Annotated in this window: 11 protein-coding genes; all 11 read left to right on the top strand. The window is 69.0% G+C overall.

Annotated features, from left to right (window positions below):
* Positions 1 to 115: 115 nt before the first annotated feature.
* Positions 116 to 292 carry a Flp family type IVb pilin gene (locus N798_RS17855; protein ID WP_084100650.1) on the top strand — a complete coding sequence of 59 codons (177 nt, stop codon included), beginning with the start codon at positions 116 to 118 and terminating at the stop codon, positions 290 to 292.
* A 76-nt stretch (positions 293 to 368) separates the two neighbouring features.
* Positions 369 to 791: a TadE family protein gene (locus N798_RS17465; RefSeq protein WP_084100647.1), complete on the top strand. Its 423-nt coding sequence runs from the start codon at positions 369 to 371 to the stop codon at positions 789 to 791.
* Positions 792 to 796: 5 nt separating this feature from the next.
* On the top strand, positions 797 to 2,050 hold the full coding sequence (locus N798_RS18180) for a pilus assembly protein TadG-related protein (protein ID WP_229708666.1): 1,254 nt from the start codon (positions 797 to 799) through the stop codon (positions 2,048 to 2,050).
* A gap of 44 nt (positions 2,051 to 2,094) precedes the next feature.
* Positions 2,095 to 2,892: a Flp pilus assembly protein CpaB gene (gene cpaB, locus N798_RS12405; RefSeq protein WP_035948914.1), complete on the top strand. Its 798-nt coding sequence runs from the start codon at positions 2,095 to 2,097 to the stop codon at positions 2,890 to 2,892.
* Entirely contained in the window at positions 2,889 to 4,064 is a 1,176-nt protein-coding gene (locus N798_RS12400) for an AAA family ATPase (RefSeq protein WP_035948912.1), read from the top strand. Before cpaB ends, N798_RS12400 begins: the two co-directional genes overlap by 4 nt.
* Positions 4,061 to 5,434, top strand: coding sequence for a CpaF family protein (locus tag N798_RS12395; RefSeq protein WP_035948911.1), 1,374 nt, complete (start codon positions 4,061 to 4,063; stop codon positions 5,432 to 5,434). The genes N798_RS12400 and N798_RS12395 overlap by 4 nt, the downstream gene beginning before the upstream one ends.
* A 146-nt stretch (positions 5,435 to 5,580) precedes the next feature.
* A complete protein-coding gene (locus tag N798_RS12390; RefSeq protein WP_229708674.1) occupies positions 5,581 to 7,431 on the top strand; it encodes a type II secretion system F family protein in 1,851 nt (616 codons plus the stop codon).
* 3 nt (positions 7,432 to 7,434) lie between these two features.
* Positions 7,435 to 8,349, top strand: coding sequence for a type II secretion system F family protein (locus tag N798_RS12385; RefSeq protein WP_035948909.1), 915 nt, complete (start codon positions 7,435 to 7,437; stop codon positions 8,347 to 8,349).
* Between the two features lie 145 nt (positions 8,350 to 8,494).
* The gene (gene mtrA / locus N798_RS12380) at positions 8,495 to 9,172 is read left to right on the top strand and encodes an MtrAB system response regulator MtrA (protein WP_035948908.1); all 678 of its coding nucleotides are present in this window, start codon (positions 8,495 to 8,497) and stop codon (positions 9,170 to 9,172) included.
* Between the two features lie 95 nt (positions 9,173 to 9,267).
* Positions 9,268 to 10,857, top strand: coding sequence for an MtrAB system histidine kinase MtrB (gene mtrB, locus N798_RS12375; RefSeq protein ID WP_035948907.1), 1,590 nt, complete (start codon positions 9,268 to 9,270; stop codon positions 10,855 to 10,857).
* A partial coding sequence (locus tag N798_RS12370; protein ID WP_035948905.1) for a GerMN domain-containing protein occupies positions 10,854 to 12,384 on the top strand: 1,531 nt, incomplete at its 3' end. The genes mtrB and N798_RS12370, both read left to right, overlap by 4 nt.

Genomic DNA, 12,384 nt, shown 5'->3' with positions numbered 1-12,384 from the left:
CACGTTCGACGAGGTCGCCGCCAGCCTCTGAGCCTGGTCGGAACAGGGCGCCGGCCGGCAGTCGTCGGCCGGCGCCCTGACCCATCCCCCCTCGCACGAAAGCCAGGGATGAAACGTGACATCTCCGACAGCTCAACCGGTGGGCCCGTCAGGTGCCGTCCGTGACGACGGGGCGACGGCAGTCGAGTACGCCCTGATGGTGGCGCTCATCGCGCTCGTCATCTTCGGCGGCGTCTTCCTTCTGGGGCCGAACCTCGACCTCATCTTCGACGAGGCCGCGGCGTCGCTCTGACAGCTGCGTCTGCATGGCAAGCGCCCGTCCCTCGCACCAGCCTCCATCCAACCGACGACCAGAACCGAGGGGTGACATGTCCAGCACGAGCCGCAGGCGCCGAGAACGAGGCGCTGCTGCCGTCGAGATGGCCATCGTGCTGCCCCTGTTGCTCCTGATCGTGGCGGGCATCATCGACCTCGGCAGGTTGTTCTTCGTGCAGAACATGGTGACGAACGCCGCCCGGGAGGGCGCCCGTATGAAGTCTCTCGGCTACACCGACGCACAGGCCACGACGCGCGTGACCAACGCCAGTCCAGAGTTGTCCGACCTGGGCGGGGCCCCCACGGTGACGTTCGTGGCCTGTCCTGTCGGCCCCGGTCCTACGTCGGCAGCGTCAGCCACCGTCAGCGCCCCGTTGTTCGAGTGGCTGATCCTGGGGGAGGTCGCCAGCCTCTTCGGTGCCACCCCTTCCGCTCCAGACCCCACTGCAACCGCGACGATGAGGTGCCTCGGATGAGATCGGTGAAGAGCGAACGCGGAGCCGTCGCGACGATCGTCGCCATGCTCCTGGGAGGCGCAGTCATCTTCGGCTTGTTGGCGATGGCCGTCGATGTCGGCGCCCTCATGGTCGAGCGTCGCCAGCTTCAGAACGGCGCCGACGCTGCCGCCATGTCCTTGGCCCAGTCGTGTGCCCAAGGCGCCTGCGTCGCCGGAGCGAACGACCTTTCCGGACTGACGAACGCGAACGCGCGCGATGGGGCCCACACCCTCGCTGGCCAGTGCCTGATGAACAAGCCCAGCTCGCTCTCATCGGCTCTTCCTGCCTGTCCGGCGAGTTCGTTGGCTGCGCCTGACTGCCCGCCACTCCCCGACACATATGCGAGCCTTGCCACGACGTTGCCGTACGTCGAGGTGCGGACCTCCACCTCGTCGAACGGTGCGTCGACCCTCACCAACGTCTTCCGGCGCGCCGGGGGCAACGACCCGACGAGTCCGGCTGACGAGTCGTCGACCGACATCCATGCCTGTTCCAGGGCGGCGTGGGGAACTCCCGGTGGAGCCACCGCGACGACACCCATCACCATCTCCGTCTGTGAGTGGCAGAAGTACACCAACGGCGGAGCGTCCTGGGTCGCGAACCCCCCGACAGGTGCGTGGCCGGGGTACAACGCCAGCACCAACCCGTATCCGCCCCCCTTCACCACCCCGAACACGAGCGGACGCGAGCAGATGCTCACGCTGCACGATCCGAGCAAGCCGCCATGCAGCTTCAACGGCAAGGACACCGCGGGTGGCTTCGGATACCTGCAGCCCACAGGCTCGTGTGAAGCGACGATCGTCACCAACGGCTCGGACCAGTGGGCGAACATCGACACGGGCAGCTCGGCGACGAACGACTGCAAGACGCGACTCGCCAACATCTACGCCAACGGTCCGGTCGTGGACATCCCGGTCTTCGACTGCATCGTCAAGAGCACGACAGGCACTCCCACGGGCGGCATCGCCGGCAAGGACTGCACGGGGGCGGGCGCCTCCGGAGCAGGCTCGTACTACCACATCGCGGGCTGGGCGAAGTTCTACATCAGCGGCTACAAGATCGGCGGCGGACCAGACACAGAACGGCCCAGCCGCGTCGGACTGGCCGTGCCCTGCAGTGGTGCCGTCCGTTGTCTCTCCGGCTGGTTCGTGCGTGGCCCGCTGGCGGGGGCGGCCACGGTCGTGCCACCAACTTCGGGCTCCAACTTCGGGTCCTATGCCGTCATTCCCGTGGGCTGACCGGCGCAGCCGGCAACCTCACGCCACAGAAAGAGTTCGTTCTTATGGGTAAGCGCATTCTCGCTATCGCAGCCGCGACGGTCATCGCTCTCGTCGGAGCCGTGCTCGTGCTGCTCTATGCGCGCGGTGCCGACAGCAGGGCAGTCGCGGCGGTCGGCCCGGCCGACGTCTACGTCTCCTCGGCCATGATCCCCGCCGGCACCTCCGTCAAGGAGGCTGTGCGCACCAAGCTGCTCGTCCAGACGAAGACGGCTGCACGTGCCCTGCCCGCCGGCGCCATGACGTCCGTCACGCCCGAGAACGAGTCGTTGCTTGCCCTCACCGACATCCCGCCGGGACAGTACGTCCTCAACACGGCGTTCGGCGAGACCGTCATCGGCGACAAGGCGATCCAGGTGCCCGCCGGCAAGCTCGCCGTCTCTGTCCAGCTGAGCGACCCGGCGCGGGTCGGCAACTTCGTGACGCCGGGCAGCATGTTGACGATCTTCGCCAGCTACAAGCTCAAGCAGCTCGACACGAGCGAGCAGTCGAAGGTCTTCAACGAGCAGGACGTCCAGGGGACGTCGGTCCTGCTCGACAACATCCAGGTCATCGGCATGGGCAACACCGCGCTCCAGGCGGGTCAGCAGGGCACCCAGGTCGCGGCTGACGGTGAGGCACCGGCGCCGGCTCCCCAGGCCCCCAGCTTCCTAGTGACCCTCGCGGTCACTCCCGAACAGGCGACCAAGCTCGTGCACGGCATCAACCAGTACGTGCTCTATGCCGGACTGCGCGGCGCCGAGGTCAAGGTGGACCCGAAGCTCAGCGTCAACGACATCACGATCGCCCAGGCCATCAAGTGAACATCCTCTGGGACTCCGACCCCGCGGCGCTGGACAAATACCGGTTCGCGCTCGGCAACGACACGCAGGCACTCGACTCGGCCGCGATGGTCGCCCGCGTGCTGCACGACAACTTGGCCGTGCAGCACGTGATCATCGGTCCCGACGTTCCGCTCGAGTCCGCGTGCGACCTCGCCGAGAGTGCACGGCTCGACCGGCCGGAGCTCGGCGTCATCCTCCTTCGTCACCGAGTCGACGTGACGACACTGAGCCAAGCCCTTCGCAGCGGCATGCGAGAGGTCGTCGCGGCAGACGACCACACCGCCCTTGCAGACGCCGTGCGGCGCAGCCGCGAGCTGACCATGAAGCTCGTGGGCCACTCCGGGGACGCAGGAGGCCCGGAGGGGCACATCATCACGGTCTTCTCCGCGAAGGGCGGCGTGGGCAAGACGACCATGTCGACCAACATCGGCACCTATCTCGCGCACTCCGGGTCGAGGACCCTCCTGGTCGATCTCGACCTCAGCTTCGGCGACGTCGCCATCAGCCTCCAGCTGATCCCCGACAGGTCCTCGGCCGACGCGGTGGGCATGAGCGGTCACCTCGACGCGCAGGGTTTGCAGTCCCTGGTCACCACCCATGCCGACAGCGGACTGGACGTCATCTGCGCCCCGAGCGACCCCGGTGACGCCGAACGGATCCCGGTCCACGTCGTGACCGAGCTGCTCAAGGTGGCGCGCCAGCACTACGACTACGTCATCGTGGACACGCCGCCGTCCTTCACTGAGCACGTCCTGGCGGCGTGCGACATCAGCAGTGCGCTCGTGCTCATCGCCACCCTCGACATCCCGGCCGTCAAGAACCTCCGCGTGGCGATCGACACCCTCGACATGCTGGGAAGCCCGAAGGAGGCCCGGATCGTCGTCCTCAACCGAGCCGACGCCAAGGTCGGCCTGCGGCCGGAGGACGTCGTCTCCGCCATCAAGACGCCCATCGCAGTCAACGTGCCCAGCTCGATGACGGTCCCGGCCTCCGTCAACCGCGGAGTGCCCATCGTCCTCGACGACCGCAGAGGCACGGTCAGCCTTGCCATCCGCGAGTTGAGCGATGTCCACATCCGTCAGCGCTTCGGGGGAGCCGTCAACGGGGCCGAGACCCGGCAGCGCAAGAGCCTGTTCAGGAGCCGCAAGTGAGCCTGTCGGATCGTCTGGACCTCGCCCGTCGGAGCGCAGAGCCTGCTCCTGCCGCCGGTGCTGAGGCCGCCCACGGAGTCGTGAAGAAGCGAGCGATCGACCCGTTCGCGCAGGTCAAGGGTCGTGTCCACCAGGCGCTCATCGAGAGTCTGGGCCCGCGCCTCTACGACCCGCACCTCCCGGAGGCCGAGCTCGCCGCACAGGTGCGTCAGACGCTCCAGACGACCATCGAGGCCGAGCAGACTCCGCTCTCGCTGGCAGACCGGACGCGCATCGCCCAAGAGGTGTCGGACGAGATCCTCGGGCACGGACCGCTCGAGCCACTGCTTCGTGACCCCGAGATCACCGAGATCATGGTGAACGGCCCGGACTCGATCTATGTCGAGCGCAGCGGCAAGCTCTACCCCGTCGACGCGCACTTCAGCGGAGAGCCTCACCTTCGTCGGGTCATCGACAAGATCGTGGGCCGCGTCGGACGTCGAATCGACGAGGCGAGCCCACTCGTTGACGCCCGCCTCCCCGATGGGTCTCGTGTCAACGCAGTCATCGCTCCGGTCGCGCTCGACGGCGCCATGCTCACGATCCGCAAGTTCGCCGCGGACCCTTTCACCGATGCCGACCTCATCGCCTTCGGGACGATCTCCCCCACGGTCCGCGACTTCCTCAAAGCCTGCGTCCTGGGTCGCCGGAACATCGTCATCTCGGGAGGAACAGGATCCGGCAAGACGACGACCCTCAACGTCATTTCCTCGTTCATCCCCGAGGACGAGCGGATCGTCACGATCGAGGACGCCGCCGAGCTCCAGCTCCACCAGGAGCACGTGCTACGGCTCGAGTCGCGGCCGGCCAACATCGAGGGCAAGGGCATGATCGCCATTCGCGACCTCGTCCGGAACTCCCTCCGCATGCGCCCTGACCGGATCGTCGTCGGCGAGGTCCGTGACGGTGCGGCACTGGACATGCTCCAGGCCATGAACACCGGTCACGACGGCTCGATCACGACCGTGCACGCGAACTCTCCCCGAGACTCCCTCTCCCGCCTCGAGACGATGGTCCTCATGGCCGGTGTCGAGCTACCCGTGCGCGCCATCCGGGAGCAGGTCGCCGGTGCGCTCGACCTCATCATCCAGCAGGCCCGCCTCAAGGACGGGTCCCGGCGCATCGTCGCGATCTCGGAGGTGGTCGGCATGGAGGGAGACGTCATCACCCTGCAGGACATCTTCGCCTTCGACTTCTCGGCCGGTCGCGACGAGCAGGGTCGCTTCCGCGGCCAGCTGGTGGGCACGGGTCTGCGACCCCGGTTCACCCAGGACTTGGCCGACGTCGGCGTCGAGCTGCCCCCGTCTCTGTTCACCTTCGGTTCTCGATGACTGTCCGGCCGAAGTGGCGCACCCGACGTCGGCTGGGTCTGGTCGTCCTGCTCCCGCTGCTCTGTCTTGGCGCATCGCCTGTGCAGGCCTCGACGGCGAAGCCCTTGGGTGCCTCCCTCAGCGACCTGCGGCCATCGGCCACGTCCGTGGACGGCACACTCATCCTGCGTGGTGCCGACTCGGTGGCCGTCGAGCCGCGGTCGGTGACCGCCACCATCGGCGGCAAAGACACCCAGGTCACCGTGACGCCGGCGGCCGCGAAACCGAGGACGACGATGCTCGTCATCGACACCAGCGGCTCGATGGAGGCCAGCGGCATGGCGACGGTGCGGACGGCGGTCAGGGAGTTCCTCGCCGCGGTCCCGCAAGGTGTCAAGGTGGGCGTCGTCTCGTTCGCCTCGACCTCGGGCGTCGACGTGAAGCCGACGACCGACCGAGCCGTCGTCCAGCGTGCCGTCGATGGCCTGCGCTCGCGCGGCGAGACCGCGCTCTATGCGGGAGTGCAGGACGCCGTCAAGGCGCTTGGGACGGTGGGTGAGCGCAGCATTGTGCTGCTGAGCGACGGTGGCGATACCGTCGAGGAGCAGAAGGGCGGCCTCGCCCGAGAAGCCTCCCAGCTCGCGACCGCCACGACCCTGCTGACCCAGGCCAAGGTCCGTGCCGAGGTCATCGCCTTCAACAGCCCTGAAGCCAATGGAGCGGTGCTCAAGCAGTTCGCCACCGCGGGCGGCGGATCCGTCGTGACCGCAGGCAACCGCGGCGCCGTCGCCAAGGCCTTCGATGCGGCGGCGCGGACGCTCGACTCGCAGGTGTCGATCTCGCTGAGTCGACCCGCTGGGCTCACGGGCATCCAGCCGGTGGTCGTCAAGGGCCTGGCGTCCGGTGCCCCCTTCACGGCGACCGCCAGTCTGGACCTCGGAGCGAAGGCGCCGGTCGTCCCCACGTCCGACGAGACCGTGGCGGCCCCCGCTGTGCCCACCGCCGGGATCGGCCTGCCGCGGTCCGCGCCACCGCCGACCCGGTTCCTCCTACCCATCGCCGTGCTGCTGCTCTTCCTCGGAGTCTTCGTCATCGTGGTCGCGACGTTGGGTCCGGTCTTCAGGTCGCAGCGCAAGGAGCGCGTCGCCACGATTGAGGCCTACGGGATGGGCAGCCGCGCCCAGATGAGAGCCGTGCAGTCCTCACCGAGCTCGATCAGCCAGAGCCTGGTCGACGCCGGCGAGCAGTTCATGTCTGGCCGCGAGTCGACGAGTCGGACGATGATGCTGCTCGATCGCGCCGACCTCCCCTGGCGTGCTGGCGAGTGGTTCGTGCTCCGGGTGCTCGCCGTGATCGTCGGAGGGCTCGTGGGATACGTGCTGCTCTTGGCGCGCAACCCTTGGGTCGGCCTCTTCATCGGGGTCGTCCTCGGCTACGTGCTTCCCGCACTGGTCCTCCGGTTCCTGGCTCGGCGGCGGGCGCGGCAGTTCGAGTTCGTCCTCCCGGACGTCCTCATGCTGACTGCCACCAGCCTGGCCAGCGGGTTCAGCCTGCTGCAGGCGCTCGACGCCGTCGCCCGGGACGCGCCGGAACCCTGTGCCAAGGAGTTCTCCCGGGCCCTGGCGGAGACGCGCATCGGCGCGGACGTCTCGGATGCCCTCGACCACACCGCCGACCGCATGGACAGCAACAACATGCGGTGGGCGACGATGGCCATCCGCATCCAGCGCGAGGTCGGTGGCAACCTCGCCGAGACCTTGCGGACGACGGCCGCGACACTGCGCGAAAGAGAAGGTCTGCGCCGGCACGTGCGAGCCCTGTCGGCCGAAGGGCGACTGTCCGCCTACATCCTCATCTCGCTGCCCATCGGCATCCTTCTCTTCTCCATGTACAGCAACTACGAGTACGTCAGCCTGCTGTGGACCACGCTCTACGGGTTGATCATGAGTGTCATGGGGGTGCTCGCGATGGCGGCGGGGATCTTCTGGATGCGCAACGTCGTGAAGATCGAGGTCTGAGACATGCTGCTCTTCTTCGGGGCCCTCCTGTTCGTCGCCAGCGTCGCGGTGGTCGCTCTCGCGACCAGCGTGGGACCCGGTGAGAGTCGTGGTGTCGCTCGCTCCCTCGAGCTCGTCAACTACGCACCGACCCGGAGCTCGGTGGCCAAGCACGAGCTCGCGGCTCGCGACCGCCTGCTCGACCCGATGATCGATGCCTTGCGGCGAATGGCGCTGCGCCTCTCGCCCAGCGGGACGGGCGACCGACTCGCCCGTTCGCTCGACAAGGCGGGCAACCCGCCCGCGTGGACGATCGAGCGGATCATGGGAGTGAAGGGCATCGCGCTGTTCCTCGGCGCGATCACCGCCCTCGTCATCCTCGGGTTCAGCCCGCTGGGCATCTTGGCCGCGGTCGGCTTCGGCACCGCCTGCTTCTTCCTGCCAGACCTGTTGATCTACAACCTCGGGACGAGGCGCCAGCAGGAGATGCAGAGAGGCCTCGCGGACGCGCTGGACATGCTCACCGTCTGTGTCGAGGCCGGTCAGGGCTTCGACGCCGCCATCCTCCAGGTCGCGAAGACCGTCACCGGGCCCATCGGCGGCGAGTTCGCCCGCGTTCTCTCCGAGATCCAGATCGGCAAGTCGCGTGCCGATGCCTTCGCAGCGCTCGGCGAGCGCACGACCGCTCCCGAGATCAAGACCTTCGTCAGCGCTCTGGTGCAGGCTGACCGGATGGGTCTGCCCGTCGCCGCGGTGCTGCGGGAGCAGACCAAGGAGATGCGGATCGCCCGTCGGCAGCGCGCCGAGGAGCAGGCACAGAAGGTGACGGTCAAGATCCTCTTCCCGCTGCTCCTCTGCATCTTCCCCGCTCTCTTCATCGTGATCATCGGCCCGGGCGCCATTAAGATCGCAGCCGCCTTCGGAGGCGGTGGGTTGTAGGCGCCACGTTGTGGGCAGCCGGCATGACGCGAAGGTGACCGGCGAGCACAGTTCGTTGTGCGAACATGGAGCACCGGCGCGCCGAACCGCGTCGGCCCACCTCGTGTCCGGCACGGTGTGGCGACATGGGACGGAAGGACTGACCGTGAAGGGTCGCGTGCTCGTCGTCGACGACGACCTCGCTCTCGCGGAGATGCTCGGCATCGTGCTGCGCAACGAAGGGCTCGAGGTCAGCCACGTGGCCGACGGTTCCAGCGCGCTCGGCGCGTTCCGCGAAGCACGCCCCGACCTCGTGCTCCTCGACGTCATGCTCCCCGGCATCGACGGCCTCGAGGTGTGCCGGCGCATCCGCGCCGAGTCCGGTGTCCCCATCGTCATGCTCACGGCGCGCACCGACACCATCGACGTCGTCGTCGGTCTCGAGTCCGGTGCCGACGACTACGTCGTCAAGCCGTTCAAGCCGCAGGAGCTCATCGCCCGCGTGCGCGCCCGGCTGCGTCGCGACAACGACGCCGAGCCCGAGCGCCTCACGATCGGTGACCTCACCATCGACGTCGCCGGCCACTCGGTCAAGCGCGGCGGCGAGTCGCTGAGCCTCACCCCGCTCGAGTTCGACCTCCTCGTGGCGCTCGCGCGCAAGCCTTGGCAGGTCTTCACCCGAGAGGTGCTGCTCGAGCAGGTCTGGGGATACCGCCACGCCGGCGACACCCGCCTCGTCAACGTGCACGTCCAACGCCTCCGCTCCAAGATCGAGAAGGACCCGGAGCGCCCCGAGATCGTCGTCACCGTGCGTGGCGTGGGCTACCGGGCCGGGCCGGCCTGACCATGTCGGGCACACCAGTCGCGGGCGCCGGGGCTGGGGAGCGCGCGGCGTCACCCACGCTGGCGGCGCATGTTCGCACGATCGGCCGGCGTGTGATGTCGGTGCTGCGCAGGGTCGGCGCGCGCATCGTCGCCCTCGCCGCCGCGCTGCTGCGCACGTGGCGCCGCTCGCTCCAGTTCCGCGTCGTCTCGACGACGGTGGTCCTCGGCATCGTCGTCGTCTCGCTGCTCGGCTCCTACCTCTACAACGAGATCGCGAGCGGCCTGCGCGACGACCGAGTCGCGACGAGCGAGTACGAGGCGCGCACCCTCACCCAGGACGTCCAGACCCAGTGGGACAACTTCACCGGCACCTCCGCGCAGGAGCTCAACCTCGCCGCGCTCGACATCATGAGGTCGACGCTCACCCCAGTGGGTCCTGAGCCCTCGCGCTACGTCGTCATGCTCCGCGGTGTCAAGAACTCCAACCCCGTCGTCCTCGACTCGCTCGAGTCCGGCGGCGTCGGTCTCTCCGCGGTGACGCAGTCCATCCGTCAGGCCGTCGCCGACGACCCGAGCCGCCAGCACACGATGGTGAGCGACGTGCTCATCAACGGCCGGCAGGTGCCGGCGGTCTTCGTCGGGACGGGCGTGGAGGTTCCGCGGGCCGGCCGCTACGACCTCTACTACATCTACCCGATGACCCAGGAGCTCCAGACGATGAGTCTGATCTCCACGGCGTTCGGCATCGCCGGGCTCATCCTCACCGCTCTCGTGGGCGCGGTCGCATGGGTCGTCACCAGGCAGGTCGTCTCGCCGGTCCGGCGCGCGGCCGAGGTCTCGGAGCGCCTCGCCTCCGGCAAGCTCAACGAACGTATGCCGTCGCGCGGCGAGGACGACCTCGCCCTCCTCGGCACGTCGTTCAACGCGATGGCCGACAGCCTCCAGTCCCAGATCCGCCAGCTCGAGGGCCTGAGCCGGGTGCAGCAGCGCTTCGTCTCCGACGTCTCCCACGAGCTGCGCACGCCGCTCACGACGATCCGCATGGCCGGCGACCTCATCTATGACTCCCGCAGCGAGTTCGACCCCGTCGTCAGCCGGTCGGCAGAGCTGCTCCAGGGCGAGCTCGACCGCTTCGAGTCACTGCTCGCGGACCTCCTCGAGATCAGCCGGTTCGACGCGGGGGCCGCGGCGCTCGAGCTCGAGCCCATCGACCTGCGTGACATCGTCGAGGAGGTCGTCGACGCGGCCAAGCCGCTCGCCGACCGCCGCGGCTCGAGCATCGAGGTCGTCGAGTCCGGCCCCGTCGAGGCCGAGGTCGACGCCCGCCGCGTCGAGCGGATCCTGCGCAACCTCGTCGTCAACGCGGTCGAGCACGGCGAGGGCAAGCCGGTGACGATCCACCTGCGCGAGGGTGACGGTGCCGTCGCCGTCGTCGTCGAGGACCATGGCGTCGGCCTGAGGCAGGGGGAGGCCTCCATGGTGTTCAACCGCTTCTGGCGCGCCGACCCCGCCCGGGCCCGAACGACCGGCGGCACGGGTCTCGGACTCTCCATCGCGCTCGAGGACGCCCGCCTCCACAACGGCTGGCTCCAGGCGTGGGGCGAGCCGGGCGTCGGGTCGCGGTTCCGGCTGACCCTGCCGCAGCGAGCGGGCTCCTCGCTCACCTCCTCGCCGCTCGCGCTCTCGCCGGGTGAGCAGCGATGACTGTTCGGCGTCCTCGGCTGCGGCGCCTCGTCACCGGGGTCGGGCTCGCCACCGTCGCTGCCCTCGTGTCGTCGTGCAGCGGCATCGGCGCCGACACCTCGGTCAGCCCGGGGCTCGAGGTCCGCGGCGCCGAGGTGCAGCCGGTCCGCGCCTTCTTCCCGCCGCCGGCCAAGGGCGCCTCGCAGCGCGACATCGTGCTCGGCTTCCTCAGAGCCGGCGCGGCGAGCGACGGCAACTTCGACACGGCTCGCAGCTACCTCACGCCCGACGCCGACAAGGGCTGGGTGCCCGAGGGCGAGGTGGTCCTCTACTCGACGACGACGCCGCTCTCGATCACGAACCGCACGCCCGACGTCGCCGTCCTCGCCGGTCCGGTCGAGGCGTCGATCGGCGCCGACGGCCGCTACGTCAAGGCCGCCGTGGGGGCCAAGCGCCGTGTCGAGTTCCAGTTCGCCCGAATCGACGGTGAGTGGCGGATCAGCAACGTCCCCAAGGGTTTTGGCCGCTGGATCACCACGACGGACCTCGGTCGCCTCCTCCAGCCCTACTCGCTCCACTACATCGCCTCCGACCGTCGCGCCCTCGTGCCCGACCGTCGCTGGTTCCCGCCGGACCATCTCGCCACGCGACTGGCGCGGGCCCAGCTCGACGACCCGCCGGCATACCTCGGTGACGCGGTCCGCAACGACGTGCCGCGAGGTTCGCGACTCACCGCCGACTCGGTGTCGGTGACGGACGGGGTGGCGCGGGTCGACATCACCGGGCCGGTCCCCACCGACAAGACCCAGCGCGAGAACGTCTGGGCCCAGCTCGTCTCGACCCTGCTCCAGGACCCGACCGTGCAGGGCGTGACGATCCGGGTCCGCGACGTCACTCTCGAGCTGCCCGACGTCGACCTGCCCGTGCGGACGATCGAGGAGGTCGGCTTCCCGGCACCGCCGGTCGTGCCGCTCGGGCGCCCGCTCATCCGCCGCGGTGACACCATCTACCTCTTGCCGAGCACGAGCTTCGTGGACCGAGACCCGCAGAAGTCGGGCAACGTCGACGTGCCCAAGGACTACCGCTCCCTCGCACTCTCCGCCGACGGCACGGAGATCGCGACCGTCGACCCCGACGGCGGGCACTCGCGGTTCAGGGGAGTGACGCGCTACGAGGTGGCCTTCGTCGGCACGCGGGTCGGCAACCCGGCATACGACACCCGCAACTTCCTCTGGGCAGGGGCCCTGGGCATCGACGACGACTCCGGCACACACCTGTGGGCGTTCTCCGTGGCGGGTGACCCGGCCAAACCTCCGCCGGCGGTCGGGCTGCCGGCCGACTGGCTCACGACGCGGCGTGTCGTCGAGTCCAAGCCGTCGCCTTCCGGCGACCGCATCGCGCTGCTCCACACCGCCGAGAACGGCTCCGACCCGCAGGTCACCGTGACGGGTATCGCGCGCGGGCCGGGCGGGCAGCCCGTCGGCCTCGGTAGCCCGCTGCGCCTCGGCGCCACCCTCGTCAACCCGGCCGGGCTCGTCTGGCTCTCCA

Source organism: Knoellia flava TL1, assembly GCF_000768675.1.
GTDB lineage: Bacteria > Actinomycetota > Actinomycetes > Actinomycetales > Dermatophilaceae > Knoellia > Knoellia flava.
The sequence above is the reverse complement of the archived record's forward strand: the minus strand, read 5'-3'. Positions and strand labels throughout refer to the sequence as shown.

Coding starts and splice junctions, on each gene's coding strand:
- N798_RS17465 (WP_084100647.1), top strand. CDS start 369: ATGTCCAGCACGAGCCGCAGGCGCCGAGAACGAGGCGCTGCTGCCGTC.
- cpaB (WP_035948914.1), top strand. CDS start 2,095: ATGGGTAAGCGCATTCTCGCTATCGCAGCCGCGACGGTCATCGCTCTC.
- N798_RS12385 (WP_035948909.1), top strand. CDS start 7,435: ATGCTGCTCTTCTTCGGGGCCCTCCTGTTCGTCGCCAGCGTCGCGGTG.
- mtrB (WP_035948907.1), top strand. CDS start 9,268: ATGTCGGTGCTGCGCAGGGTCGGCGCGCGCATCGTCGCCCTCGCCGCC.